Origin of the sequence: Nonomuraea sp. NPDC003560 (assembly GCF_042878785.1) — a bacterium.
Lineage (GTDB): Bacteria > Actinomycetota > Actinomycetes > Streptosporangiales > Streptosporangiaceae > Nonomuraea.
The window spans coordinates 1,120,303-1,145,493 of record NZ_JBIAOF010000003.1 but is presented as its reverse complement, the minus strand read 5'-3'; the positions used below and the strand labels follow the sequence as shown (position 1 = coordinate 1,145,493).

At 67.6% G+C, this 25,191-nt stretch carries 37 protein-coding genes; 35 read left to right on the top strand and 2 right to left on the bottom strand.

What is annotated here, in order from left to right:
• The first annotated feature begins 98 nt into the window (after positions 1-98).
• The 35 genes from tuf (at position 99) to truA (ending at position 20,403) form a co-directional block, all read left to right on the top strand.
• Positions 99-1,292: an elongation factor Tu gene (tuf, locus tag ACFYUV_RS16270; RefSeq protein ID WP_352327252.1), complete on the top strand. Its 1,194-nt coding sequence runs from the start codon at positions 99-101 to the stop codon at positions 1,290-1,292.
• A 253-nt stretch (positions 1,293-1,545) separates the two neighbouring features.
• On the top strand, positions 1,546-1,854 hold the full coding sequence (gene rpsJ / locus ACFYUV_RS16265) for a 30S ribosomal protein S10 (RefSeq protein ID WP_012887830.1): 309 nt from the start codon (positions 1,546-1,548) through the stop codon (positions 1,852-1,854).
• A 14-nt stretch (positions 1,855-1,868) separates the two neighbouring features.
• Positions 1,869-2,522, top strand: coding sequence for a 50S ribosomal protein L3 (gene rplC / locus ACFYUV_RS16260; protein WP_358282128.1), 654 nt, complete (start codon positions 1,869-1,871; stop codon positions 2,520-2,522).
• Entirely contained in the window at positions 2,519-3,169 is a 651-nt protein-coding gene (gene rplD, locus ACFYUV_RS16255) for a 50S ribosomal protein L4 (RefSeq protein ID WP_352362901.1), read from the top strand. Before rplC ends, rplD begins: the two co-directional genes overlap by 4 nt.
• Positions 3,169-3,471, top strand: a complete 303-nt coding sequence (rplW, locus tag ACFYUV_RS16250) for a 50S ribosomal protein L23 (protein WP_352327250.1) — start codon at positions 3,169-3,171, stop codon at positions 3,469-3,471. Before rplD ends, rplW begins: the two co-directional genes overlap by 1 nt.
• A 106-nt stretch (positions 3,472-3,577) precedes the next feature.
• Complete coding sequence (gene rplB / locus ACFYUV_RS16245) at positions 3,578-4,414, top strand: 50S ribosomal protein L2 (protein WP_125644676.1); 837 nt, start codon at positions 3,578-3,580, stop codon at positions 4,412-4,414.
• 11 nt (positions 4,415-4,425) lie between these two features.
• A complete protein-coding gene (gene rpsS, locus ACFYUV_RS16240) occupies positions 4,426-4,704 on the top strand; it encodes a 30S ribosomal protein S19 (RefSeq protein WP_030451498.1) in 279 nt (92 codons plus the stop codon).
• A 31-nt stretch (positions 4,705-4,735) separates the two neighbouring features.
• A complete protein-coding gene (gene rplV / locus ACFYUV_RS16235) occupies positions 4,736-5,089 on the top strand; it encodes a 50S ribosomal protein L22 (RefSeq protein WP_080043235.1) in 354 nt (117 codons plus the stop codon).
• Positions 5,089-5,934 carry a 30S ribosomal protein S3 gene (gene rpsC, locus ACFYUV_RS16230; RefSeq protein ID WP_352362898.1) on the top strand — a complete coding sequence of 282 codons (846 nt, stop codon included), beginning with the start codon at positions 5,089-5,091 and terminating at the stop codon, positions 5,932-5,934. The genes rplV and rpsC overlap by 1 nt, the downstream gene beginning before the upstream one ends.
• A 2-nt stretch (positions 5,935-5,936) precedes the next feature.
• Positions 5,937-6,356 carry a 50S ribosomal protein L16 gene (gene rplP / locus ACFYUV_RS16225; protein WP_125644673.1) on the top strand — a complete coding sequence of 140 codons (420 nt, stop codon included), beginning with the start codon at positions 5,937-5,939 and terminating at the stop codon, positions 6,354-6,356.
• The gene (rpmC, locus tag ACFYUV_RS16220; protein ID WP_080047279.1) at positions 6,356-6,592 is read left to right on the top strand and encodes a 50S ribosomal protein L29; all 237 of its coding nucleotides are present in this window, start codon (positions 6,356-6,358) and stop codon (positions 6,590-6,592) included. The genes rplP and rpmC overlap by 1 nt, the downstream gene beginning before the upstream one ends.
• A complete protein-coding gene (rpsQ, locus tag ACFYUV_RS16215) occupies positions 6,585-6,878 on the top strand; it encodes a 30S ribosomal protein S17 (protein ID WP_357982781.1) in 294 nt (97 codons plus the stop codon). The genes rpmC and rpsQ overlap by 8 nt, the downstream gene beginning before the upstream one ends.
• Before the next feature lie 191 nt (positions 6,879-7,069).
• The gene (gene rplN, locus ACFYUV_RS16210) at positions 7,070-7,441 is read left to right on the top strand and encodes a 50S ribosomal protein L14 (protein WP_090769698.1); all 372 of its coding nucleotides are present in this window, start codon (positions 7,070-7,072) and stop codon (positions 7,439-7,441) included.
• An 8-nt stretch (positions 7,442-7,449) separates the two neighbouring features.
• Positions 7,450-7,737, top strand: a complete 288-nt coding sequence (rplX, locus tag ACFYUV_RS16205) for a 50S ribosomal protein L24 (protein WP_352327499.1) — start codon at positions 7,450-7,452, stop codon at positions 7,735-7,737.
• Entirely contained in the window at positions 7,737-8,312 is a 576-nt protein-coding gene (gene rplE, locus ACFYUV_RS16200; RefSeq protein ID WP_352327490.1) for a 50S ribosomal protein L5, read from the top strand. The genes rplX and rplE overlap by 1 nt, the downstream gene beginning before the upstream one ends.
• 4 nt (positions 8,313-8,316) lie before the next feature.
• Positions 8,317-8,502: a type Z 30S ribosomal protein S14 gene (locus tag ACFYUV_RS16195; RefSeq protein ID WP_020542298.1), complete on the top strand. Its 186-nt coding sequence runs from the start codon at positions 8,317-8,319 to the stop codon at positions 8,500-8,502.
• 145 nt (positions 8,503-8,647) lie between these two features.
• Positions 8,648-9,046, top strand: a complete 399-nt coding sequence (rpsH, locus tag ACFYUV_RS16190) for a 30S ribosomal protein S8 (RefSeq protein ID WP_125644666.1) — start codon at positions 8,648-8,650, stop codon at positions 9,044-9,046.
• A gap of 16 nt (positions 9,047-9,062) precedes the next feature.
• Positions 9,063-9,605 carry a 50S ribosomal protein L6 gene (gene rplF, locus ACFYUV_RS16185; RefSeq protein ID WP_352327491.1) on the top strand — a complete coding sequence of 181 codons (543 nt, stop codon included), beginning with the start codon at positions 9,063-9,065 and terminating at the stop codon, positions 9,603-9,605.
• A gap of 2 nt (positions 9,606-9,607) precedes the next feature.
• Positions 9,608-9,991 carry a 50S ribosomal protein L18 gene (gene rplR, locus ACFYUV_RS16180; RefSeq protein ID WP_125644663.1) on the top strand — a complete coding sequence of 128 codons (384 nt, stop codon included), beginning with the start codon at positions 9,608-9,610 and terminating at the stop codon, positions 9,989-9,991.
• Positions 9,992-10,016: 25 nt separating this feature from the next.
• Entirely contained in the window at positions 10,017-10,646 is a 630-nt protein-coding gene (gene rpsE / locus ACFYUV_RS16175; protein WP_049572667.1) for a 30S ribosomal protein S5, read from the top strand.
• 2 nt (positions 10,647-10,648) lie between these two features.
• Entirely contained in the window at positions 10,649-10,831 is a 183-nt protein-coding gene (rpmD, locus tag ACFYUV_RS16170; protein ID WP_080043226.1) for a 50S ribosomal protein L30, read from the top strand.
• 2 nt (positions 10,832-10,833) lie between these two features.
• Complete coding sequence (gene rplO, locus ACFYUV_RS16165; RefSeq protein WP_352327492.1) at positions 10,834-11,289, top strand: 50S ribosomal protein L15; 456 nt, start codon at positions 10,834-10,836, stop codon at positions 11,287-11,289.
• 171 nt (positions 11,290-11,460) lie between these two features.
• Positions 11,461-12,765: a preprotein translocase subunit SecY gene (gene secY, locus ACFYUV_RS16160; protein WP_387669260.1), complete on the top strand. Its 1,305-nt coding sequence runs from the start codon at positions 11,461-11,463 to the stop codon at positions 12,763-12,765.
• Positions 12,765-13,415 (top strand): adenylate kinase, encoded by a 651-nt coding sequence (locus tag ACFYUV_RS16155; protein WP_352327494.1) that lies wholly within the window; start codon positions 12,765-12,767, stop codon positions 13,413-13,415. Before secY ends, ACFYUV_RS16155 begins: the two co-directional genes overlap by 1 nt.
• Before the next feature lie 126 nt (positions 13,416-13,541).
• Entirely contained in the window at positions 13,542-14,351 is an 810-nt protein-coding gene (gene map, locus ACFYUV_RS16150; protein ID WP_387669259.1) for a type I methionyl aminopeptidase, read from the top strand.
• 17 nt (positions 14,352-14,368) lie between these two features.
• Positions 14,369-14,794, top strand: a complete 426-nt coding sequence (locus tag ACFYUV_RS16145) for a DUF1707 domain-containing protein (protein WP_387669257.1) — start codon at positions 14,369-14,371, stop codon at positions 14,792-14,794.
• Positions 14,795-14,902: 108 nt separating this feature from the next.
• Positions 14,903-15,280, top strand: a complete 378-nt coding sequence (locus ACFYUV_RS16140; RefSeq protein WP_387669255.1) for a hypothetical protein — start codon at positions 14,903-14,905, stop codon at positions 15,278-15,280.
• A gap of 276 nt (positions 15,281-15,556) precedes the next feature.
• On the top strand, positions 15,557-15,778 hold the full coding sequence (gene infA / locus ACFYUV_RS16135) for a translation initiation factor IF-1 (RefSeq protein WP_012887858.1): 222 nt from the start codon (positions 15,557-15,559) through the stop codon (positions 15,776-15,778).
• 24 nt (positions 15,779-15,802) lie between these two features.
• Positions 15,803-15,916, top strand: coding sequence for a 50S ribosomal protein L36 (rpmJ, locus tag ACFYUV_RS16130; RefSeq protein ID WP_003956441.1), 114 nt, complete (start codon positions 15,803-15,805; stop codon positions 15,914-15,916).
• A 213-nt stretch (positions 15,917-16,129) separates the two neighbouring features.
• Entirely contained in the window at positions 16,130-16,510 is a 381-nt protein-coding gene (gene rpsM / locus ACFYUV_RS16125; RefSeq protein ID WP_125644650.1) for a 30S ribosomal protein S13, read from the top strand.
• Positions 16,511-16,552: 42 nt separating this feature from the next.
• Positions 16,553-16,957 carry a 30S ribosomal protein S11 gene (gene rpsK, locus ACFYUV_RS16120; RefSeq protein ID WP_020542285.1) on the top strand — a complete coding sequence of 135 codons (405 nt, stop codon included), beginning with the start codon at positions 16,553-16,555 and terminating at the stop codon, positions 16,955-16,957.
• Between the two features lie 23 nt (positions 16,958-16,980).
• Positions 16,981-17,607, top strand: a complete 627-nt coding sequence (gene rpsD, locus ACFYUV_RS16115; RefSeq protein WP_352327498.1) for a 30S ribosomal protein S4 — start codon at positions 16,981-16,983, stop codon at positions 17,605-17,607.
• Positions 17,608-17,710: 103 nt separating this feature from the next.
• Positions 17,711-18,727: a DNA-directed RNA polymerase subunit alpha gene (locus tag ACFYUV_RS16110; RefSeq protein ID WP_043623495.1), complete on the top strand. Its 1,017-nt coding sequence runs from the start codon at positions 17,711-17,713 to the stop codon at positions 18,725-18,727.
• Between the two features lie 159 nt (positions 18,728-18,886).
• On the top strand, positions 18,887-19,423 hold the full coding sequence (gene rplQ / locus ACFYUV_RS16105) for a 50S ribosomal protein L17 (protein WP_387669254.1): 537 nt from the start codon (positions 18,887-18,889) through the stop codon (positions 19,421-19,423).
• An 80-nt stretch (positions 19,424-19,503) separates the two neighbouring features.
• On the top strand, positions 19,504-20,403 hold the full coding sequence (gene truA, locus ACFYUV_RS16100) for a tRNA pseudouridine(38-40) synthase TruA (RefSeq protein ID WP_387669252.1): 900 nt from the start codon (positions 19,504-19,506) through the stop codon (positions 20,401-20,403).
• On the opposite strand, the gene ACFYUV_RS16095 is transcribed toward truA, so the two are convergent.
• Both ACFYUV_RS16095 and ACFYUV_RS16090 read right to left on the bottom strand, forming a co-directional pair.
• Entirely contained in the window at positions 20,368-22,503 is a 2,136-nt protein-coding gene (locus ACFYUV_RS16095) for a hypothetical protein (protein WP_387669251.1), read from the bottom strand. The two genes, truA and ACFYUV_RS16095, sit on opposite strands and share 36 nt — an antisense overlap.
• 1,546 nt (positions 22,504-24,049) lie before the next feature.
• Positions 24,050-25,180: a hypothetical protein gene (locus ACFYUV_RS16090; protein ID WP_387669249.1), complete on the bottom strand. Its 1,131-nt coding sequence runs from the start codon at positions 25,178-25,180 to the stop codon at positions 24,050-24,052.
• Positions 25,181-25,191: the final 11 nt, after the last annotated feature.

Genomic DNA, 25,191 nt, shown 5'->3' with positions numbered 1-25,191 from the left:
CTGGCGGGGTGGTGTGAGCCACCCCGCCGCCTAGGGGTCTGGGATTTCCCGGGCCCGAGTGTGTAGACAAGTCAGTCAGATTCTCAAGGAGAGAACCAGTGGGCAAGGCCAAGTTCGAGCGGACTAAGCCGCACATGAACATCGGCACCATTGGACACATCGACCACGGCAAGACCACGCTGACCGCGGCGATCACCAAGGTGCTTCACGACCGTTTCCCCGAGCTCAACAAGGCGACCCCGTTCGACAAGATCGACAAGGCGCCCGAGGAGAAGGCTCGCGGTATTACGATCTCCATCGCGCACGTCGAGTACCAGACCGAGAAGCGTCACTACGCTCACGTTGACTGCCCCGGTCACGCCGACTACGTGAAGAACATGATCACCGGTGCCGCTCAGATGGACGGCGCGATCCTCGTGGTCGCCGCCACCGACGGCCCGATGCCGCAGACGAAGGAGCACGTCCTCCTGGCCCGCCAGGTCGGCGTCCCCTACATCGTCGTGGCGCTGAACAAGGCCGACATGGTCGACGACGAGGAGATCCTCGAGCTCGTCGAGCTGGAGGTCCGTGAGCTCCTGTCCGCGCAGGAGTTCCCCGGCGACGACCTGCCCGTCGTCCGCGTCTCCGCCCTCAAGGCTCTCGAGGGTGACGAGAAGTGGGCCGACAGCATCATCGAGCTGATGAACGCGGTGGACGAGAACGTCCCCGAGCCTCCCCGTGACACGGAGAAGCCGTTCCTCATGCCCGTCGAGGACGTCTTCTCGATCACCGGTCGCGGCACCGTCGTCACCGGTCGTATCGAGCGCGGCATCGTCAAGGTCAACGAGCAGGTCGACATCATCGGCATCAAGCCGGAGAAGACGACGACCACCGTCACCAGCATCGAGATGTTCAACAAGATGCTCGACGAGGGTCACGCCGGCGACAACGCCGCCCTGCTGCTCCGCGGCATCAAGCGCGACGACGTCGAGCGCGGCCAGTGCATCATCAAGCCGGGCACGACGACCCCGCACACCGAGTTCACCGGCCAGGTCTACATCCTGTCCAAGGACGAGGGCGGCCGCCACACGCCGTTCTTCAACAACTACCGCCCGCAGTTCTACTTCCGTACGACTGACGTGACCGGTGTGGTGAACCTCCCCGAGGGCACCGAGATGGTCATGCCGGGCGACAACACCGAAATGCGCGTTGAGCTGATCCAGCCCATCGCCATGGAGGAAGGCCTCAAGTTCGCGATCCGTGAGGGTGGCCGCACCGTCGGCGCCGGCCGGGTCGTGAAGATCATCAAGTAGCTCGACCGTCGGGGCGGCGGTCGGCCCCACATTCAGGGCCGACCGCCGTACCGCGTCAGGGGCCTCGCGTAAAGCGCCGTGATCCAGCAGTCGCTTCGGCCATAGTGACCGAAGTAACTGCCGGATCACGGAAGAAAAGACAGATCAACAGTGTCTGTCTCGTGGGGTCACGCAGGGTCAGACCTGCAGCAACACAGCGGCACAAGGCCGCACGATACTTTTTCAGACGACAGCGAAGGACACCGAGGCCACTATGGCGGGACAGAAGATCCGCATCCGGCTTAAGGCCTATGACCACGAGGTCATCGACAGCTCGGCCAAGAAGATCGTCGAGACGGTGACGCGGACTGGCGCGAAGGTCGCGGGCCCGGTGCCGCTGCCGACCGAGAAGAACGTGTACTGCGTCATCCGCTCGCCGCACAAGTACAAGGACAGCCGCGAGCACTTCGAGATGCGCACGCACAAGCGGCTGATTGACATCATCGACCCGACCCCCAAGACGGTTGACTCGCTCATGCGGCTCGACCTCCCCGCGGGTGTCGACATTTCGATCAAGCTCTGAGGGAACGCACTGACATGGCTAAGACGATCAAGGGCGTCCTGGGCAAGAAGCTCGGCATGACCCAGGTCTTCGACGCGGACAACCGGATGGTTCCGGTGACCGTGGTCGAGGCCGGTCCGTGCGTGGTGACCCGGGTCCGTACCGCAGACAAGGACGGCTACTCCGCCGTTCAGCTCGGCTTCGGGCAGGTCGACCCCCGGAAGGTCAACAAGCCGCTCGGCGACTACCTGCGTAAGCACGACATCACCCCGCGCCGTTACTTCGCGGAGATCCGCACCGACGACGCGAGCGACTACACCCTGGGCCAGGAGCTGCTGGCCGACACCTTCGAGGCCGGCCAGTTCGTCGACGTGACGGGCAAGAGCAAGGGCAAGGGCTTCGCCGGTGTCATGAAGCGGCACGGCTTCGGTGGTCTGGGCGCGTCGCACGGTACGCAGCGCAAGCACCGCTCGCCGGGTTCCATCGGTGGCTGCGCCACCCCGGGCCGCGTATTCAAGGGCCTGCGCATGGCCGGTCGGATGGGTAACGTCCGCACCACTGTGCAGAGCCTCAAGGTTCACTCCGTCGACGCCGAGAACGGTCTCATCCTGATCAAGGGTGCGATCCCCGGCGCGAACGGCAGCCTGGTCCTCGTCCGCACCGCTGCCAAGAAGGGGGCTGCCAAGTGAGCACCACTATTGACGTCCTCGACGCCAGCGGCGCCAAGGCCGGCACCGTCGAACTGCCCGAAGACGTCTTCGGCACGACGGTCAACGTTCCGCTGATCCACCAGGTGGTCGTGGCCCAGCTCGCCGCTCGCCGGCAGGGCACCCACAAGGCCAAGACCCGTGGCGAGGTCAGCGGTGGCGGCAAGAAGCCGTACCGCCAGAAGGGCACCGGCCGCGCCCGTCAGGGCTCGACCCGCGCGCCGCAGTTCACCGGCGGTGGCACCGTCCACGGGCCCGTGCCGCGTGACTACTCGCAGCGCACGCCCAAGAAGATGAAGGCCGCCGCGCTCCGCGGCGCCCTGTCCGACAGGGCCGGTGGCGGTCGCGTCCACGTGGTCAGCACGCTGGTGACGGGGGAGACCCCCAAGACCAAGGCCGCCCTGGACGCCCTTCGCAAGATCACTCAGGCTCCCCGCGTGCTCGTCGTCGTCGACGAGGCCGACGAGCTGACCTGGATGAGCCTGCGTAACGCTCCCGAGGTCCACCTGCTGGACGCCGGGCAGCTCAACACCTACGACGTGCTCGTGCACGACGACGTGGTCTTCACCCAGGAGGCGTACGACCAGGTCGTCGCGCGGCTGAGCCAGGGCGGGAAGGAAGACGCCTGATGGAGAAGATCGCCGACCCGCGCGACATCATCATCAAGCCGGTCGTCTCTGAGAAGAGCTACGGCCTGATCGATGAGAACAACAAGTACACGTTCCTGGTGAAGAAGACCGCGAACAAGACCCAGGTCAAGATCGCCGTTGAGCAGATCTTCGGGGTCAAGGTCACCAGCGTGAACACCATCAACCGGACGGGCAAGCGCAAGCGCACCCGCACCGGTTTCGGCAAGCGTCCCGACACCAAGCGCGCGATCGTGAGCCTGGTCGAGGGCGATCGGATCGACATCTTCGGTCAGATCGGCTAGCAGCGCCATAGATAGGAAGCGGGCCGAAAGGTCTGCGAGGGACGAGACCGTCGCATTTCGGTGCGGCGGGCTCGCCCATGTAACCGACGAAGGATGAACGAAAAAGATGGGCATCCGTAAGTACAAGCCGACGACTCCGGGTCGCCGCGGGTCGAGTGTCTCGGACTTCTCCGAGATCACCCGCAGCACTCCCGAGAAGTCGCTGCTTGCGCCCCTTCACAGCAAGGGCGGCCGGAACGTACACGGCCGGGTGACCGCGCGCCACCAGGGCGGCGGACACAAGCGCGCCTACCGGATCATCGACTTCCGTAGGCATGACAAGGACGGCATCCCGGCGAAGGTCGCTCACATCGAGTACGACCCCAACCGCACCGCCAACATCGCTCTGCTCCACTACGCCGACGGTGAGAAGCGCTACATCATCGCGCCGACCGGCCTCAAGCAGGGCGACCGAATCGAGAACGGCCCCGCTGCCGACATCAAGCCGGGCAACTGCCTGCCGCTGCGCAACATCCCGACCGGTACCTTCATCCACGCGGTGGAGCTCCGTCCGGGCGGCGGCGCGAAGCTCGGTCGTTCCGCGGGCGCCCAGATCCAGCTGCTCGCCAAGGAAGGCCAGTACGCCACCCTGCGTATGCCGTCCGGTGAAATGCGCATGGTCGACGTGCGCTGCCGGGCGTCGGTCGGCCAGGTCGGCAACGCCGAGCAGGCCAACATCAACTGGGGCAAGGCCGGCCGTATGCGGTGGAAGGGCAAGCGCCCGACCGTCCGTGGTGTCGCCATGAACCCCGTTGACCACCCGCACGGTGGTGGTGAGGGCAAGACGTCCGGCGGTCGCCACCCGGTGAACCCCAAGGGCAAGCCCGAGGGCCGCACCCGCCAGGCCAACAAGTCCAGCGACCGGCTGATCATCCGTCGTCGGAGCAAGAGGAAGAAGCGGTAGGAGCAGCCGAAATGCCACGTAGCCTTAAGAAGGGTCCCTTCGTGGACGACCACCTTCAGAAGAAGGTGGACGCCCAGAACGAGAAGGGCACCAAGAACGTCATCAAGACGTGGTCGCGGCGCTCCATGATCGTTCCCGACATGCTCGGGCACACGATCGCCGTGCACGACGGCCGCAAGCACGTCCCGGTGTTCGTCACCGAGTCGATGATCGGCCACAAGCTCGGAGAGTTCGCCCCCACGCGGACGTTCCGCAGCCACGTCAAGGAAGACCGGCGCAGCCGGCGATAGACGCCTTCAGAAGCATTTAGAGGAGTAAGCGATGGAAGCCAGGGCTCAGGCGCGGTTCGTCCGTGTCACGCCCCTCAAGGCCCGCCGCGTGGTGGACCTTATTCGCGGGCTGCCCGCTTCGGAGGCGCAGGCCGTGCTGCAGTTCGCTCCCCAGTCGGCGAGCGAGCCGATCTACAAGGTGCTCAGCAGCGCCATGGCGAACGCCGAGCACAACTTCAACCTCGACCCCAGCACGCTCGTCGTGAGCCGCGCCTGGGTCGACGAGGGCCCGACGCTGAAGCGGTTCCGCCCGCGTGCACAGGGTCGCGCCTATCGGATCAACAAGCGGACGAGCCACATCACCGTGATCGTGGAATCCCGCGAGCCGAAGGGAAGGACCCGATAGTGGGCCAGAAGGTTAACCCGCACGGGTTCCGCCTCGGCATCACGACCGACTTCAAGAGCCGGTGGTACGCCGACAAGCTGTACAAGTCGTACGTCGCCGAGGACGTGGCGATCCGTCGCATGCTGCAGAAGGGCATGGAGCGGGCCGGCATCTCCAAGGTCGAGATCGAGCGCACCACGGACCGTGTGCAGGTGGACATCCACACCGCGCGTCCGGGCATCGTGATCGGCCGCCGCGGCGCCGAGGCGGACCGCATCCGCGGTGACCTCGAGAAGCTGACCAAGAAGCAGGTCCAGCTCAACATCCTCGAGGTCAAGAACCCGGAGATCGACGCCCAGCTCGTCGCTCAGGGCGTCGCCGAGCAGCTGTCCAGCCGTGTCTCGTTCCGCCGCGCCATGCGCAAGGCGATGCAGTCGGCCATGAAGTCCGGCGCCAAGGGCATCCGTGTCCAGTGCGCCGGTCGTCTGGGCGGCGCCGAGATGTCGCGGTCGGAGTTCTACCGTGAGGGTCGCGTGCCGCTGCACACCCTCCGCGCGGACATCGACTACGGCTTCTACGAGGCCCGTACCACCTTCGGCCGCATCGGCGTGAAGGTCTGGATCTACAAGGGCGAGGCTCCGACCAGCCGCGCCGAGCGTGAGGCGGCTGCCGCCGGCGCTCGTGCCGGCCAGCGTCGCGAGCGTGACGACCGTCGTGGTGGCGGCGGCGACCGTCCGCGTCGTGGCGGCGGTGACCGTCCGCGTCGTGGCGGCGGCCGTGGCGACCGCGCCCCCCGTACCGAGGCAGCTTCGCAGGCTGCCCCTGAGACCGGCCCGGCTGCGCAGCCGGGTGCTGAAGGGAGCTGACCATGCTGATCCCGCGCAGGGTCAAGCACCGCAAGCAGCACCGGCCTGACCGCAGCGGAGCCGCCAAGGGCGGCACCAGGGTCGTGTTCGGCGAGTTCGGCATTCAGGCTGTTGAGCACTCCTACGTGACCAACCGCCAGATCGAGTCCGCTCGTATCGCCATGACCCGTCACATCCGCCGTGGCGGCAAGGTGTGGATCAACATCTACCCCGACCGTCCGCTCACCAAGAAGCCGGCCGAGACCCGCATGGGTTCCGGTAAGGGTTCGCCGGAGTGGTGGATCGCCAACGTCAAGCCCGGACGCGTGATGTTCGAGCTGTCCGGCGTGGCGGAGTCGGTCGCGCGTGAGGCGCTCACCAGGGCGATCCACAAGCTGCCGATGAAGTGCAAGATCGTTAAGCGTGAAGTGGGTGAGGCGTGATGGCTAAGGGCCTGACCGCCGGCGAGCTGCGAGTGGAGGACCAGGACACCCTGGTCCAGAAGCTCAAGGAAGCCAAGGAGGAGCTGTTCAACCTCCGCTTCCAGGCAGCGACCGGTCAGTTGGAGAGCCACGGGCGGCTGCGCGCCGTCCGCCGCGAGATCGCCCGTATCTACACCGTGATGCGCGAGCGTGAGCTCGGCATCGTCACGGTCGAGAAGGAGACGAGCGATGGCTGAGACCGAGACCACCGGAACCACCGAGGCGAACGACGCGCGGAACTTCCGCAAGGTCCGTGAGGGCCTGGTCGTCAGCGACAAGATGGACAAGACCGTCGTCGTCGCCGTCGAGGACCGCGTCAAGCACCGTCTGTACGGCAAGGTCATCCGCCGTACGACCAAGTACAAGGCACACGACGAGGCCAACGCCTGCGGCGTCGGCGACCGCGTGCTGCTCATGGAGACCCGCCCCCTCTCCGCCACCAAGCGGTGGAGGGTCGTGGAGATCCTCGAGAAGGCCAAGTAAGGCTCTTCTCGGATATACCGCGCCTCGTGGGGGCCTCAGGGCCCCCATGACGGCGTCCAAGGACGCGAGGTCCTCCGGGCCTCGCGTCGCCTGCGGTGCGGCCCCCTCGTGGACTGTGGCCGTGGGAACAAGACAACGACAGGTTCCGCCAGGCTCAGAGATGAGAACCGGCGCGACTAACAGGAGTTCAAGTGATCCAGCAGGAGTCGCGGCTCAAGGTCGCCGACAACACTGGTGCGAAGGAGATCCTTTGCATCCGTGTTCTCGGTGGCTCGGGCCGACGCTACGCCGGTATCGGCGACATCATCGTCGCCACTGTCAAGGACGCGCTGCCGGGCAGCACGGGCGTCAAGAAGGGCGACGTGGTCAAGGCCGTCGTCGTCCGCACGGTCAAGGAGCGCCGCCGGCCCGACGGCTCCTACATCCGCTTCGACGAGAACGCCGCCGTCATCATCAAGGACAGCGGTGACCCTCGTGGCACTCGTATCTTCGGCCCGGTCGGCCGCGAGCTGCGCGACAAGAAGTTCATGCGCATCATCTCGCTCGCCCCGGAGGTGCTGTAATGCCGAAGCTGCATGTGAAGAAGGGTGACCTGGTTCAGGTCATCGCCGGCAAGGACAAGGGTGCCAAGGGTCACGTCATCGCCACGTACCCGCGCGAGGACCGCGTGGTGATCGAGGGCGTCAACATGATCAAGAAGCACACCAAGGAGTCTCTCCAGGGTCCGCGTGGCGCCAAGACCGGCGGCGTGCAGACGATGGAGGGCCCCATCCACGTGTCCAACGTGAAGAAGCTCAAGGACGAGAAGCCCGCCGACAAGAAGGCCGACAAGGCCGAGGAGACGGGTGAGGACAGCTGATGACCGCCACGACCACTGAGACCGAGCGCCCGACGCCGCGACTCAAGACGAAGTACCGCGAGGAGATCGCGGCCCAGCTTCGCGAGCAGTTCGGCATCGAGAACGTCATGCAGATCCCGGCCCTGACCAAGATCAAGGTCAACATGGGTGTCGGTGAGGCGGCTCGCGACTCCAAGCTCATCGAAGGCGCCGTACGCGACCTCACCGCGATCACCGGCCAGAAGCCGGCCGTCGTCCGGGCGCGCAAGTCCATCGCGCAGTTCAAGCTGCGTGAGGGCATGCCGATCGGCGCGCACGTCACGCTGCGCGGCGACCGCATGTGGGAGTTCCTCGACCGCCTGCTGGCGCTGGCGCTGCCCCGTATCCGGGACTTCCGCGGCCTGTCGCCGAAGCAGTTCGACGGCAACGGCAACTACACGTTCGGTCTGACCGAGCAGGTCATGTTCCACGAGGTCGACCAGGACAAGGTCGACCGCCCGCGGGGCATGGACATCACGGTCGTGACCACCGCGACGAACGACGACCAGGGCCGGGCGCTGCTGAAGCTCCTCGGCTTCCCGTTCAAGGAGGCCTGATCCAATGGCGAAGAAGTCGCTGATCGCCAAGGCGGGGCGCAAGCAGAAGTTCGAGGTCCGGGCCTACACCCGGTGCTCGCGTTGCGGTCGTCCGCGCGCGGTGTACCGCAAGTTCGGTCTGTGCCGCGTGTGCTTCCGCGAGATGGCGCACCGGGGCGAGCTGCCCGGCATCACCAAGTCGAGCTGGTAGATACTCTGGGGGGCGGCTCCGCGTCGTCCCCCGGAGTCCATGTTCAGAAGAAGACAGGACGCTTCGCGTCCATGACCGCGCCGAAGGTCCACCGGCAGAGCGCTGCTTGGCCGACTGGAAACCGCGGCGAGGAAGGCCACTGGCCATGACGATGACCGACCCCATCGCAGACATGCTGACGCGTCTGCGCAATGCGAACTCGGCGTACCACGAGAGCGTGTCGATGCCGTATTCGAAGATCAAGGCGCACATCGCCGAGATCCTCCAGCAGGAGGGTTACATCCAGTCCTGGGCCGTCGAAGACGCCAAGGTCGGAAAGAACCTCGTGGTGGAGCTCAAGTTCGGGCCTACCCGTGAGCGTTCGCTCGCGGGCCTGCGCCGGGTTTCCAAGCCCGGTCTGCGGGTTTATGCGAAGAAGGACAACCTGCCTCGAGTTCTGGGCGGGCTGGGCGTCGCGATCATCTCGACGTCCGCCGGTCTCATGACTGACAAGCAGGCCGGCAAGCGTGGCGTGGGCGGCGAAGTCCTCGCCTACGTCTGGTAGAGGGGAGGAACACAGCATGTCGAGAATCGGACGGCTGCCCATCCCTGTGCCCAGTGGCGTAGACATCACGATCACCGGCCAGGATGTCCAGGTCAAGGGCCCGAAGGGCACGCTTTCTCACACGGTCGCGGACCCGATTACGGTCGGTCGTGACGACGACGGCGCCATCGCCGTCTCCCGGCCCAACGACGAGAACAAGGTCCGTGCGCTGCACGGCCTGTCCCGGACGCTGATCGCCAACATGGTGCAGGGCGTCACCCAGGGGTACACGAAGTCCCTGGAGATCGTCGGCGTCGGTTACCGCGTCCAGGCCAAGGGCCCGACGCAGCTGGAGTTCTCGCTGGGCTTCAGCCACCCGGTCATCGTCGACGCCCCCGAGGGTGTCTCCTTCCGCGTCGAGAAGCCGACCCTGTTCCACGTGGACGGCATCGACAAGCAGAAGGTCGGCGAGGTCGCGGCCAACATCCGCAAGTTGCGCAAGCCTGACCCGTACAAGGGCAAGGGCGTGCGTTACCAGGGCGAACAGATCCGCCGCAAGGTCGGAAAGGCTGGTAAGTAGGCATGGCTCCGAAGACTGCGTTCAGCAAGCACACGGCTGCCCGCACCGTCTCGCGGGCTCGCCGTCACCGCCGCGTCCGCAAGTTCGTCGTCGGTACGGCCGAGCGTCCGCGCCTGGTCGTCAACCGTTCGACCCGTCACATGTTCGTCCAGATCGTGGACGACTCCGTCGGTCACACGCTGGTGAGCGCCTCCACCATGGACGCCTCGCTGCGCACCCTTGAGGCCGACAAGACGGAGAAGGCCAAGAAGGTCGGCGAGCTCCTCGCTCAGCGGGCCAAGGAAGCCGGGATCACCAAGGTCGTCTTCGACCGCGGTGGCAACCGCTACGCCGGTCGCATCGCGGCTCTGGCGGACAGCGCCCGCGAAGGCGGGCTGGAATTCTGATGGCAACTGAGAAGAGGAACCACTGATGGCTGCAGCTCCGCGTCGCGGTGGCGGCACCGGTGGCGAGCGGCGGGACCGTCGTGACGATCGCCGCGGTGGCGCCGCCGACAAGGGCGTCTCGTACATCGAGCGCGTAGTGAAGATCAACCGAGTGGCCAAGGTCGTGAAGGGTGGTCGTCGCTTCAGCTTCACCGCCCTCGTCGTCGTCGGTGACGGCAACGGCCTGGTCGGCGTCGGTTACGGCAAGGCCAAGGAAGTCCCCGCGGCCATCGCCAAGGGCGTCGAAGAGGCCAAGAAGCACTTCTTCAAGGTGCCCCGCATCCAGGGCACCATCCCGCACACCGTGCAGGGCGAGGAGGCGGCCGGTGTCGTCTTCCTGCGTCCGGCGTCGGCCGGTACCGGCGTCATCGCCGGTGGCCCGGTGCGCGCGGTCCTGGAGTGCGCCGGCATCCATGACGTGCTGTCCAAGTCGCTCGGCTCGGACAACCCGATCAACATCGTGCACGCCACCGTGGCGGCTCTGAAGGGCCTTTCCCGCCCCGAGGAGATCGCCGCCCGCCGTGGCCTGCCGATCGAGGACGTGGCTCCGGCTCGCATGCTCAAGGCTCAGCGCGAGGGCATCGCCGAGGCCGCGGCCGCGAAGGCGGTGAGCTAGTCATGGCACGCCTGAAGATCACTCAGGTTCGCTCGAAGATCGGTGGCAAGCAGAACCAGCGTGACTCGCTGCGTTCGCTTGGCCTGAAGCGAATCGGCGATGTCGTCGTCAAGGAGGACCGTCCCGAGATTCGCGGGATGGTGTCCGTGGTGACGCACCTCGTCGAGGTGGAAGAGGTCGACTAGTCATGACTGACAAGGCTCCGCTCAAGATTCACGACCTGCGTCCTGCTCCGGGTGCCAACAAGTCGAAGATCCGCAAGGGTCGCGGCGAGGCGTCCAAGGGCAAGACTGCCGGTCGCGGCACCAAGGGCAGCCACGCCCGTACCACGGTTCCCCTCGGCTTCGAGGGTGGCCAGGTGCCGCTGCAGAGGCGTCTGCCGAAGCTCAAGGGCTTCTCCAACGCCCTGTTCAAGACGACCTACCAGGTCGTCAACCTGGACAGGCTCGGCGAGCTGTTCCCCGAGGGTGGCGACGTCACCGTCGAGGCCCTGGTGGCCAAGGGCGCCGTTCGCAAGAACCAGCTCGTGAAGGTGCTCGGCACCGGCGAGATCTCCGTCGCTGTGAACGTTACGGCTCACGCCTTCTCGTCCGCCGCGAAGGAGAAGATCGCCGCCGCCGGTGGTTCCGTTACCGAGCTGTAGCTCCGCTATGACGAGGCGTGGGGGTTCCGACAATGGGCCCCCACGCCCTTAGTGCGTTAGAGTTCGGCGAGACGGCAGGATTCTGTCCGGCTCGTTTGACTTGAGACTTGACATGGCAGATCCCCGCACCACCGCATACTCACATCGCCATAAAGGCGCGCAGGAGGGACCGTGCTGACCGCGTTTACCCGGGCGTTCCGGACACCGGACCTGCGCAAGAAGTTGCTCTTCACCCTGGGCATCATCGCGCTGTTCCGTCTCGGCTCGGTTCTTCCGACTCCGGGAGTTCACGTCCAGAACCTCGCGGCCTGTTTCGATCAGGCCCGTAACGGAGCCACCGGCAACATCTATGGGATGGTGCAGCTGTTCAGTGGTGGTGCGCTCCTGAAGCTGTCGGTGTTCGCGCTGGGCATTATGCCGTATATCACCGCGAGCATCATTCTTCAGCTGCTCGTCGTGGTGATTCCACGTCTTGAGGCTCTCAAGAAGGAAGGCCAGGCGGGTCAGGCCAAGATCACGCAGTATACGCGTTATCTGACCATCGGCCTCGGCATCCTCCAGTCGACCGCCTTCATCGCGCTCGCGCGGTCCGGTCAGCTGTTCCCCAACTGCCAGCAGGACGTCCTGCTCGACCCCGACAACATCTTCGGCATCGTCACGATGGTCATCATCATGACGGCCGGCACGTCGGTGATCATGTGGCTCGGTGAGCTCATCACCGACCGCGGCGTCGGCAACGGCATGTCCATCCTGATCTTCACCCAGGTCGTCGCGGTCTTCCCGTCCGAGCTGACCAACATCTTCCAGGCGAACAAGTTCACCTTCGCGGTCGTCATGGTCGTCGGTGTCTTCATGATCGCGGCCGTGGTCTTCGTCGAGCAGGCGCAGCGCCGCATCCCGGTCCAGTACGCCAAGCGCATGGTGGGCCGCAGGATGTACGGCGGCACCTCGACGTACATCCCGCTCAAGGTCAACCAGGCCGGCATCATCCCGGTCATCTTCGCCTCGTCGCTGCTCTACCTGCCGCAGCTGCTGACCTCGCTCTTCCCGACCTCGAACAACGCGGTCGTGCAGTGGATCTCCCAGTACCTGGTCAGGGGCGACCACCCGGTCTACATGATCACGTTCTTCGTGTTGATCGTCTTCTTCACGTACTTCTACGTGTCGATTACGTTCAACCCCGCTGAAGTCGCCGACAACATGAAGAAGTACGGTGGGTTCATTCCGGGCATCCGTCCCGGCCGTCCGACGGCTGAATACCTGAACTTCGTGCTCACCCGTCTGACCGCGCCCGGCGCGCTCTATCTGGGTCTGATCTCCATGATCCCGATCGTCGCGCTGGCGGTGGCCGGGGCTAGCCAGAACTTCCCGTTCGGAGGGACGAGCATTCTGATCATGGTTGGTGTCGGCCTGGACACGGTGAAGCAGATCGAGAGCCAGCTCCAGCAGCGTAACTACGAAGGTTTCCTGCGGTAGTGCGTCTCGTTCTCGTCGGGCCCCCCGGAGCGGGTAAGGGGACACAGGCCCAGTACATCGCATCGAACCTGTCCATCCCGAAGATCTCGACAGGTGACATCTTCCGTGCCAACGTCTCGGGCGGCACGGACCTCGGCAAGCTGGCCAAAACCTACATGGACCGTGGCGATCTCGTGCCCGACGAGGTCACCATCGCCATGGTCCGCGACCGACTGTCCGAGGACGACGCGCAGGACGGGTTCCTGCTCGACGGCTTCCCGAGGAACGTCGCGCAGGCGGAGATCCTGCGCGACATGCTCAAGGACTGGGGTCTGGAGCTCGACCTGGTGCTGGAGCTGGTCGTGGACGACGACGAGGTCGTCCGGCGGCTGGCGGGGCGGCGCACGTGCAGTCAGTGCGGCCGTATCTGGCACGTGGAGTTCGACGACAAGAAGGACGACAAGTGCGACGCCTGCGGCGGCGCGCTGTTCCAGCGGGACGACGACAAGGAAGAGACCGTCAGGCACCGCCTGGAGGTCTACCAGGAGCAGACCGCGCCGCTGGTCTCGTACTACGTCGACGAGGGCATCCTCGTGGGCGTCGACGCGACCGGGCCGGTCGAAGAGGTGACGCAGCGGGCCATGGAGGCGATCCGCCCGTACCTGGGATGACGCCGGACACGATCTCCTGCGAAGGTGGCACGGATCTCCGTGCCACCTTGCTTTTTTGTGTGCGGCTATTGTGGGGGAATTAGGGCTCCCACGAGGCCCGTCAGAAACCCCGGGGGGTGCCGAACAATGTTCAAGAGAAACCGACACGGAATCCAGATCAAGTCGCCCGAGCAGCTGGAGAAGATGCGGGCCGCCGGCCTGGTGGTCGGGCGCACGCTCGATCTGCTGAAGCGCTCCGTCGAGCCCGGCATGACGCCGCTCGACCTCGACTCCATCGCCGAGAAGGCGATCAGGGACGAAGGCGCGATCCCGTCGTTCAAGGGCTACCAGGGCTTCCCCGCGACGATCTGCGCGTCCGTCAACGACGAGGTGGTGCACGGCATCCCCACGGACGCCCGCAAGCTGCGCGAGGGCGACGTCATCTCCATCGACTGCGGCGCGATCCTGGAGGGCTGGCACGGCGACTCCGCCGTCACGGTGCCGGTCGGCGAGGTCGACCCGAAGCTGGCCGAGCTGATGCGGGTCACCGAGGAGGCGATGTGGCGCGGCATCGCCGCGCTGAAGGTCGGCCGCCACCTGTCCGACATCGGCTACGAGATCGAGCGCTACGTCAAGACTCAGGGCCGCTTCGGCATCCCCCCGGAGTACGGCGGCCACGGCATCGGCACCGAGATGCACATGGACCCGTGGATCGCCAACCACGGCAAGCCGGGCCGCGGCCCGCTGCTGGAGGAGGGCATGTGCCTGGCCATCGAGCCCATGGTGAACCTGGGCACCGAGCGCACCCGCGTGCTGGCCGACGACTGGACGGTCGTGACGATCGACGGGAAGGCCTCGGCACACTTCGAACACAGCGTCGCGGTGACACATAATGGACCTTGGGTGCTTACCGCCCTGGACGGTGGCGAAGAGCGCCTGAGTCACCTTCAGCCCTGACCCCCGGGAGTGGTGGAATGGCGAACAGCCCCGAGATGCGTGCCTCGGACGTCGACCGCGATCGGGTGGCCGCCATCCTCCGGGAGCACACCGCGCAGGGCCGCATCACGATGGAGGAGTTCAACGAGCGGCTCGAAGAGCTCTACAAGAGCAAGACCTACGGTGACCTGGCCAAGCTGACCGCCGACCTGCCCGACGTCGACCTGCGCCACCGGCCGGCGAAGCCCGAGGCGGCGCCCGCGACGCGCGGCAACCTGCATCCGGGCATGCGGGCGGCCTGGGGCGCCTGGGCCACGGCCAGCGCCATCAACTGGGTGATCTGGCTGATCGTGAGCCTCTCGTCCGATCACATGATCTATCCGTGGCCGCTGTGGGTCATGGGGCCCTGGGGCGTGATCCTGCTGATGAGCACGATCTTCGGGAACGGGCCGAAGCGCAGTTAGCCCGGAGCCGTGTGTGCCGTAATGCACTGTGTGTATTCCTCCGCAGTGCCGGGCGGCGCTGGTTCCTAGCGTGTGCCGTGTCGGGAACACGACTCACGGAGGAATCAGATGCGCAAGGTCCTCGCAGCCGCCGCCCTCGCCGGCTCGATCGCCGTCACCGGTCTCGCCGTCGCCCCCGCCGCCCAGGCGGCCTCGTCCGGGGGGTGGGGCACGTTCTACGCGGCCAACCACAAGGCGTACACGCACGGCAGCACGTACCGGTCGCACGGCAAGGTCTACACCCACTGGTACGGCAAGGAGGCCACGCCGAAGTTCGGCTACGTGTGGTTCCGGTACTACGCGAACGGCAGCTGGCACCAGTTCTCCCGGAAGTGGGACGGGGGCCACGACGAGACCTGGTCCGGCCGGGGGATCAAGAAGATCTACACCTGGACGTGCTGGGGCGGCTCGTCCACGTACTGCGGTGACCGGCACCGCATCTTCTAGGGGCGCTCCGCGAAGGGCTCGCCGGTCCGCCCGGCGGGTCCTTCGGTGTGGGGACGAAGGAGTGCGGGCCGTGGGGTAGACTCTTACATGGTTGTGTCAGGACACCTGGCACGCGTTTCGCGTTTTGGGCTCAGGTGTCGTACACTCCTTAGTCGGCTCACTATGACTATCACGCGTCGGCGGTCTTTGCCGATCGCCGCTCTCTTCGAAGCGTGAGGTCGCGGCTGCTTAGTGAACCGGAGCCTCAGACGACCGATCAGTGAAACGCGAGGGATTTTGGCCAAGAAAGACGGCGCCATCGAGATCGAGGGCACTGTGGTTGAGTCGCTCCCGAACGCCATGTTCCGGGTGCAGCTCGACAACGGCCATAAGGTCCTGGCCCATATCAGCGGACGGATGCGGATGCACTACATCCGAATTCTGCCGGACGACAGGGTAGTCGTTGAACTGAGCCCCTACGACCTGAGTCGCGGGCGGATCGTCTACCGATACAAGTAAGACGTCTGAGGAACACGAAGGACAATGAAGGTAAAGCCGAGCGTCAAGAAGATCTGCGACAAGTGCAAGGTGATTCGCCGGCACGGTCGCGTCATGGTGATCTGCGACAACCTGCGCCACAAGCAGCGTCAGGGTTAGTCGTACGCAAGGTTTCTCCGAGTCCGCCCCGATTTAGGGAGCGGGCTCGACGCATGAGGAGCCCGCGACAGTAATCGCGTCTCACACCTGGGCCGGCGGAGCGATCCGTACCACTCAGGAGACCCCCGGTCGGAGGCCGGGGCCCTCACCCCGGGCATGGGGAGGGGTAGTGCGGCGCAAGACCTCCGCCCAAAAGAAGGAGAATGCCCGACCATGGCTCGCCTGGTTGGCGTCGACCTCCCCCGCGAGAAGCGGCTGGAGATCGCTCTCACCTACATCTACGGAATCGGCCGCACCCGCGCCCAGGAGATCCTCCAGGCGACCGGTGTCAGCGGCGACCTCCGCGTGCACCAGCTCTCCGACACCGAGCTCGTCCCGATGCGTGACTACATCGAGGCGAACTTCAAGATCGAGGGTGACCTGCGCCGCGAGGTCCAGGCCGACATCCGTCGCAAGATCGAAATCGGTTGCTACCAGGGCATCCGGCACCGCAAGGGCCTTCCGGTCCACGGTCAGCGCACGCAGACCAACGCGCGTACCCGTAAGGGCAAGAAGAAGACCGTCGCCGGTAAGAAGAAGCCCGGTAAGAAGTAGTCCACAGCCGCGGACCGAAGATCTCAGGAGTAATGGCAAACAATGCCTCCTAAGAGCCGTCAGGGTGCCCCGAAGAAGGTGCGCCGCAAGGAAAAGAAGAACGTCGCTCACGGGCACGCCCACATCAAGAGCACGTTCAACAACACGATCGTCTCGATCACCGACCCGAACGGGAACGTGATCTCCTGGGCCAGCGCCGGCCACGTGGGTTTCAAGGGCTCCCGTAAGTCCACCCCGTTCGCCGCCCAGATGGCCGCCGAGAACGCCGCCCGCCGCGCCATGGAGCACGGCATGCGCAAGGTCGACGTGTTCGTCAAGGGTCCCGGCTCCGGCCGCGAGACCGCGATCCGCTCCCTCCAGGCCACCGGCCTTGAGGTGGGTTCGATCCAGGACGTCACGCCGGTCCCGCACAACGGCTGCCGTCCGCCGAAGCGCCGCCGCGTCTGAATTTCCCCAGGAGATATTGAGAAATGGCTCGTTACACGGGCGCGGACTGCAAGCTCTGCCGTCGCGAGAAGACCAAGCTCTTCCTCAAGGGCAGCAAGTGCGAGTCCGCCAAGTGCCCCATCGAGATCCGTCCTTACCCGCCGGGTGAGCACGGCCGCGGACGCCCCAAGGAGTCCGAGTACCAGCTTCAGCTTCGCGAGAAGCAGAAGACCCGTCGCATCTACGGCGTCCTCGAGAAGCAGTTCCGCAACTACTACGAGGAGGCCGCGGGCAAGAGCGGCAAGTCGGGTGAGGTGCTGCTCCAGATCCTGGAGAGCCGTCTCGACAACGTCGTCTACCGCGCCGGCTTCGCCCAGTCGCGTGACGCCGCCCGCCAGCAGGTGCGCCACGGCCACATCCTGGTGAACGGCAAGAAGGTCGACATCCCGTCGTACCGCGTTCGCGAGCACGACATCATCGAGGTCCGCGAGACCAAGCGCAACCTGCTGCCCTACGAGGTCGCTCGGGCGACCGCGGGCGAGCGCACGGTTCCCGCGTGGCTCGGCGTCGTGCCGGAGAAGCTCCGCGTCCTGGTCCACCAGCTGCCGGTTCGCCAGCAGATCGACACCCAGGTCCAAGAGCAGCTCATCGTCGAGTACTACTCCAAGTAGTCACTGACGTCCTAGTTCGGGTGCGGATTTCCGTACCCGAACTAGACTGTTTATCGGAGTGGCGTCATATAGCGGGCGCCACACGACAAGGGGAGAACCCACCATGCTGATCGCTCAGCGTCCGACTCTTCTCGAAGAGTCGATCGACGAGACCCGGTCCCGGTTCGTCATCGAGCCGCTGGAGCCGGGCTTCGGCTACACCATCGGCAACTCGCTGCGTCGCACGCTGCTGTCGTCCATCCCGGGCGCGGCCGTGACGAGCATCCGCATCGAGGGCGTGCTGCACGAGTTCTCGACCGTTCCCGGGGTCAAGGAAGACGTCACCGACATCATCCTGAACCTCAAGGAGCTGGTCGTCTCCTCCGAGCACGACGAGCCGGTCGTGATGTACCTGCGCAAGCAGGGCCCGGGTGAGGTCACCGCCGCCGACATCGCGCCTCCGGCCGGTGTCGAGGTGCACAACCCCGAGCTGCGCATCGCCACGCTCAACGGCAAGGCGAAGCTGGAGATGGAGCTGACCGTCGAGCGCGGTCGCGGCTACGTCTCCGCCGCCCAGAACAAGCAGCCGGGCCAGGAGATCGGGCGCATCCCGATCGACTCGATCTACTCCCCGGTGCTCAAGGTCACCTACAAGGTCGAGGCGACCCGAGTCGAGCAGCGCACCGACTTCGACCGTCTCATCCTCGACGTCGAGACCAAGCCCGCCATGAAGCCCCGCGACGCGGTGGCCTCGGCCGGCAAGACCCTCGTCGAGCTCTTCGGCCTGGCCCGTGAGCTCAACGTCGAGGCCGAGGGCATCGACATCGGCCCGTCGCCGACCGACGCCGCCCTGGCCGCCGACCTGGCGCTGCCGATCGAGGAGCTGAACCTGACCGTTCGCTCCTACAACTGCCTCAAGCGCGAGGGCATCCACACCGTGGGTGAGCTCGTCGCCCGCAGCGAGCAGGACCTTCTCGACATAAGGAACTTCGGGGCCAAGTCGATCGAAGAGGTCAAGCAGAAGCTGCACGAGATGTCGCTGGCGCTCAAGGACTCCCCGCCCGGGTTCGACCCGAGCGCGGTGGCCGGCGGCGGCTACGACGACGACGACAGCGCGTACGTCGAGACCGAGCAGTACTGAGCCTCGTGCGGAGACCCGTCTCCGCACGTGCCCCGCACGCGCCGAGTGGCCCAGCCGCTCGGCGCGTGACGAACGTAACGGCCCAGTCGTGGTGACTGCGGCCGGCCCGACTCCGGTACCTGGTACGGCCGGGGCGGGTTAACCCAAGAGGAGAAAGCAATGCCCAAGCCCACCAAGGGTGCACGTCTTGGCGGCAGCCCGGCGCACGAGCGGCTGATCCTGGCGAACCTCGCCACGGACCTGTTCCGCCACGGCAAGATCCGCACGACGGTCGCCAAGGCCAAGCGCCTTCGTCCGCTGGCGGAGCGCCTGATCACCAAGGCGAAGAAGGGCGACATCCACAACCGTCGCCAGGTCCTGACCGTGGTCAAGGACAAGGGCGTGGTTCACCACCTGTTCACCGAGATCGCGGTGACGTTCGCCGAGCGTCCGGGTGGTTACACCCGGATCACCAAGGTCGGCGCGCGTAAGGGCGACAACGCTCCGATGGCCGTCATCGAGCTGGTGTCCGAGCCGCTGAACGGTGTCACCACCCGCCGTACCGAGGCTCCGGCCGCCGCTGCCGCTCCGGCTCCGGCCGCCGAGGAGACCGAGGCCGCCGAGACCGAGGCGCCCGAGGCCGCCGCCGAGGAGACCCCGGCTGCCGCCGAGGAGGCTCCGGCCGCCGAGGCCGAGGCGAAGAAGGACGAGGCCTGATCTCTCAGGCTGGTTGAATCGGGCCCGGATCCCCTTCACGGGGGTCCGGGCCCTTTTCCGTGAACGCGAAAGGGACGATCGTGCTACGGCTCCGCCTGGATCTGGCATACGACGGGACCGACTTCTCCGGATGGGCGAGGCAGCCCGGTCGCCGTACGGTCCAGGGTGAGATCGAGCTGGCGCTCACCAGGATCCTGCGCCTGGGCGAGCCCGCCGCGCTGACCGTGGCCGGGCGTACGGACGCGGGCGTGCACGCGCGCGGCCAGGTGGCGCACGTGGATGTGCCGGCCGCGTCGTTGGCCGAGCTCGACGGCAACCGCGGGCCCCTGGAGCTCGATGAGCGGCTCTCTGCGCTCGTCCGGCGGCTGGGTGGGATCCTGCCGCTGGATGTACGCGTTCATCGGGTCTCGGTGGCTTCTGAGGGCTTTGACGCCCGTTTCTCCGCGATGTTCCGGCGGTACGCGTACCGGGTGTGCGACACGGCGGGCGGGGTCGATCCGCTGCGGCGGCACGAGGTGGTCTGGCACAGCCGTCCGCTGGACCTCGACGCCATGAACGAGGCGGCCCGGCGGCTGGTGGGCGAGCACGACTTCGCGGCGTTCTGCAAGAAGCGCGAGGGCGCCACGACGATCAGGGAGCTGCAGCGCCTGGAGTGGACGCGCGAGGCGGACGGCGTGCTGGTGGCCGCCGTCGTGGCGGACGCGTTCTGCCACTCGATGGTCCGGGCGCTGGTGGGCTCACTGCTGGCCGCGGGCGACGGGCGGCGGCCGGTGGAGTGGCCCGGCCAGGTGCTGACCCGGGCCGTACGCGACTCCGGGGTGCACGTCGCGCCGGCGCACGGGCTGTGCCTGGAGGAGGTGGGCTACCCGGCGGCGGACGAACTCGCCGCGCGGGCCGCCGCCACCCGGCGGGTCCGCACGCTCTCAGCCCTTGGTGACGCGGCCTCAGCCCTTGGTGACGCGGCGCTCCAGGACGAGTGAGGTCTGGTCCCGGAACGCCCCGCTGACCTTGGCCAGCGTCTTGTCGCCGGCGTCCGGGGTGTGGCCGTCGGCGTGGGTGGCGTAGCTGAAGACGATGTACCTGCCCCACACCAGGCCGGCCGCGTAGCCGCCGGCGATGGACACCCGCTCGCCCCCGCTTCCCTTCGCACCCGGCAGCGCGCGGAACCAGACGTTGCGCGAGAGGTTCTTGGCCTGGTCGGTCTGGACGGCGTCCTCCTTGGTCGGCAGCACCGCGATGCCGGTGGTCACGGCGTAGCGGCGCTTGCTGTCGACGAAGGTGGCCCGGATGATCCGGCTGCACTGCCGCTCGCGCAGCGCGTCGGCGAACGCGCCGGTCGCCGCCTTGTCGCAGCTCGTCTCGGTGTCGGTCTTGACCCTGGTGAACGTCGTGCCGGCGGCGGAGACCTTCTTCTTCGGGAACGCCTCCGTCAGGGACATCTTCTTCGGGTCGGTCTCCTCCGAATTGAGCATGGACGCGCCCGGCACGTCGGCGGGCGGGCTGGTGGTCAGCTCCGAGGTGGGCAGCAGCGTGGGCGGGGCGGGGGTGGCGCCCGCGGTCGTGGCGACCGGCGGGGCGGTGTTCAGCGCGCGGTAGGCGAAGAAACCGCCGGTCGCGACGCCGGCCAGGGCCAGGGCGCCGAGGGTCACGAGCAGGGCTCGCTTGCTCTTGCCGCGGGCCGGGGGCGGTGGCGGCGGGATCTGGAACGGGGGCTGCCGGAACGCGCCAGGTGGGAAGGTGGGCGTGCCGTGGGGCGGGGTGGGGAGGTCCAGGGCGGTGCCGGGCCTCTTCGTCCACAGGTCCTGGTTGAAGGGCAGGTCGGGGAGTTTGTCCTGGGTCGGGGACGGGTCCTGACGCGGCTCTGGTGAAGGCTTCAGTTCGGCGTGCTTGTCGTCCTGGCTCTGTTCTGCTGGGTGGGTGTTCTGTGCAGGCGTGTCGGGAGAGTGGCCGGTTGTGCGTTGCGTCGCCTCGTCGGGGCTTTCGTCCGGGTGCCTGTCCTCCGGGCGCTTCTCCTCGGCGGGGGGCATGGGGGGCCATACGGGGACGTCGCCCGGCTCCGGGGGGCGGCCCGTCGGGTTGGTGGGGTGGGGCTCGACGTAGTGGGCCGTCCGCATGGGGCCGGTGGGCTCCTCGCGGGGATCGGACGCGCGCATGCCCTGAGGCGGGGTGTCCAGGGCTGCCGGGTCGTGCTCCTCGTGCGGAGGGGCGGAGGTGGCGTGCTGCTGGACGGTGGCGGCGGCGTCGCGCTTGGCGGCCTCGGGGTCGAAGTAGTGGGCCGCCTTGGGGATGCCGCCCGGACGGGTGGCATCGGGGTCGTACGAACCGGCATCGGGCTCGTACGAACCGGCGCCGGGGGCGTATGACCCGGCATCGGGCTCGTATGAATCGGCTTCGGGAGCGAAGCGTCCGGCGGCGGGGCCGAAGTGTGCGGGCTCGGAACCGAACCGTGTGGCGTCAGGGCCGTCGTGTGGTGCGGCGTCCGGGGTGTCGAGGGCGTCGGCGGGGTACGGCGGGTGGCTGGGGGCGTACGGGGCGGCGTCCTGGTCGTACGGCGTGGCGGGGTCGTGCGGCGTGGCGGGGTCGTGGGGGAACGCCGGTGCGGTGGCGTTCGGGTCGGCGGCCACGCCGGTGGCGGGGGTGCCGGTGGCGGCGGTCGACGGGGTGACCGGCGGCTCTGTGGGGCGGCCGGCCTGGGTGGTCGGGAATCGGGCGGTGGGGTCGCCGAGGGCCGGGTCGTCGGTGTCCGGCTCGGCTACGAGTTCGCCCGTGGCGGCGGGCCACGGGGGCATGACGTGCGGGTCGGCGACCGGGGCGGGCCACACCTGAAGACCCGCGGCGGCGGCCGTGAACGCCGGCGGCGGCTCCCACGGCGGCGCACCCGGTACGACCGGCCCTGGCTGCTCCCACGGCGGCGCACCCGGCGTACCCGGCGCGGCCGACTGGCCTCGCCAGGCGGGAGGGTCTTCCTCCGGGACGGCGGCCCACTGGCCGGGAGCAGGGGTCCAGGAGGCGTCGTCCTCCGGCTGCGGACCCCGCGTGGCGTTCTCCGCGGGCTGTGGACCCTGTGTGGGGTTCTCCACGGGCTGCGGACCCCGGCTGGCGTCGTTCTGGGGTTGCGGACTCCAGGGGGCGCCGGCCTCCGGCTGCGAGCCCTGGGCGGGGCTGCCCCCTGGGTGCTGGCTCCAGCTGGTGTCGTTTTCGGGTTGCGGGCTCCAGGGGGCGTCGGCCTCCGGCTGTGGGCCCACGGCAGGGTTGCCTCCTGGGGGCTGGCTCCAGCTGGCGTCGTTTCCCGGCTGTGGACCCCAAGTGGCTTCGGTGGCGTTTCTGGGGGTCCAGGCGGTTTGGTCGGGAGCTTGGGCGGCCCAGGCGGGTGTGTCGGTGGTGCCTGCGCTCGGCCCGGTCTCGCTGGATGGCCTGGGGCCCCAGCCGGCTTCGGTGGGGGTGCCGAGGGGGCGTCCGGGGCCGGTGACGGCTCTGGGCGGCGACACGGCCTGGTCGGGAGCTTGGGGCGCCCATGAGGGCGGCTGGGCGGGCGATCGGGACGGCTCGCCGGCTGTGTCGGAGATCTGGGGGGCCCAGGCGGGCCTCGTGGGGGCGTCAACAGCCCACTCGGGAGCATCGGCAATCCCTGCGGGATCGGAAGCCGAGACGGGCGTTCCGGGCATGTGGGACGTGGAGGCAGGCGTTCCCGAGGTGCCGGGGGCGGAGGCGGGGGCTCCCGGGTTGGGGCCGGGGGCGGGTGTGCCGGGGATGCCGGATCCGGAGACCGCGGGGCCCGAGGCCGAGGCGGGGGAAGCGCCGGTGGGGGCGGGGGAAGCGCCGGTGGGGGCAGCGGGAGCGCCGGTGGGGGTGTTCGGTGTGCCGGTTGGCCAGGGACCGGTGTCTCTGCGGGGGACCCGTATGGCGGCCACGGTGTCTTCGTCGATTCTCGGGCCCTGAGGGGCGTCGGCCTCGGGAGGCGCGAAGGGGGCGCCGGTGGTGGGGACGGGCGCTCCGTAGGGGGCGTGATGCCCAGGGACGTTGAAGGGGCCAGAAGCTTCGGAGGAGCCCCCCGCGCGGTGGCCGGAGGTCGCGGGAAGGGCACTGGGCCCGGAGGTGGCGCCTGGGGCTGAGGGCCCGGAGACGGCGCTTGGCGAGCGAAGCCCGGAGGACGCGCCTGGGGCATGGGGCCCGGAGGAGGCGACTGGGGTGCCGAAGGGGGTGCTGATGGAGGGGTGTGGAGCGGAGGCGGGGGAGGTCGGGGATGGTGGAGCGGTGGTGTCGGGAGCGTCGTCGGCGAACCAGTCGTAGGGGGCCGAGTCGTCGTCGGCCACCTCCCACGGCTGTACGCCGGCGGACGCCTCCTCGGGCTCCGGTGGAGTGCCACCTGGAACCCGCGTCTCGTCGCCGGTCGGCTCACCTGACGGAGAGAACGCCGACGGGACGCCGCTGCCGATGCGGCCGAAACTCGGCGGTGGCATCGGTGATGCGGTCGTACGGTCGGCTTCCCTGCGATCGTGCTCAGACCCGGGTTCCTGGCCACGCATAGGGCGAGCCTAGCGAGAGTAGCGAGATCGTTATGTCGGTATGGGGGTTCCCCACGGGATCCGCTGCCCTCTTTGGGGGGTTATCGGGCGGGATGCCGGTTCAGCTGAGCGCGCTCCCCGTCATCGAACGGTTGTCCAGAGCCTTGAAGACGGTCGCGTCGCTGAGGTCCTTGATGGCTTCGAGGATGCGCTTCGATTCCTTCTTGTCCGGCTTGCTGCCGTCCTTGTTCTGGAACCACACCATGATCGCGTAGTGGCCGTGGGTCGAGATCTTGGCGCCGCCGCTGCCCGAGCCGAGCATCTTGGTGACGCTGTCCTTGCCGGCCAGCGGCTTGACGTAGTTGCTCGCGTCGCCGACCTTGGCCACCTTGCTGGCGGTGCCGCTCGTCTTGAGGTTGGCCACGCCGATCGTGCCGATCACCTTGCCGGACTTGTCGCGGAAGCTGGCCCGGAGGAGCTGGGTGCACTTGCCCGACTTGAGCGCCTTCTGGAGCTTGTCGCCCAGGGCGCCGTCGGTGCACTTCTTGTCCTTGCTGGTGACCGTCATCTCGTACGAGCGGCCCGAGACGTTGATCTTCTTGGTCGAGCCGAAGATCTCCTTGACCGTGATCGGGTCGGGGTCGGTCTTGCGCTCGGCGGCGAAGCCGTACTTGCCGGGCGGGGCAGAGGGGAGCGGCGCGGAGGTCCTGGTGGGGGCGCCGGCCTCGGCGGTGCTGGGGCCGTCCGCGTTCCACATCAGCGCCAGGCCGCCGCCGAGCAGGCCCAGCAGCAGGACGCCGCCGATCGCGAAGTACAGCGGGGCGCGCGAGCGCCGGCCCTCGTCGTAGGGGCTCCAGCCGACCCGGCTCTGCTGTGGCTGCGGCGGCTGCTCGGACTCCGCCGCCTGCCCTGACTGGCCCGGCTGTCCCGGCTGTCCCGGCTGTCCCGACTGCTCGGACTGCGACGAATACGGCGGCTGACCGAACGACCCCGACTGGCCGAACGATCCGGACTGCCCGAACGATCCGGACTGGCCGAACGACCCCGACTGACCGAACGGCCCCGGCTGGCCGGGCTGCTCGGGCGGCAGGAACTGGCCGGTGCGGGCGGACTGCGGCGGCTGCGAAGGCCCGGGGAAAGGGGACTGCGAGGACGGAGCCTGCGAGGACGGCGGCGGCGGGAACGGAGACTGCTGAGTGGTCTCGCTCTCGGCGGCGCGCTCCCTGCGCAAACGGCGGGGACCGCTGTCCATGCCACGTTCCT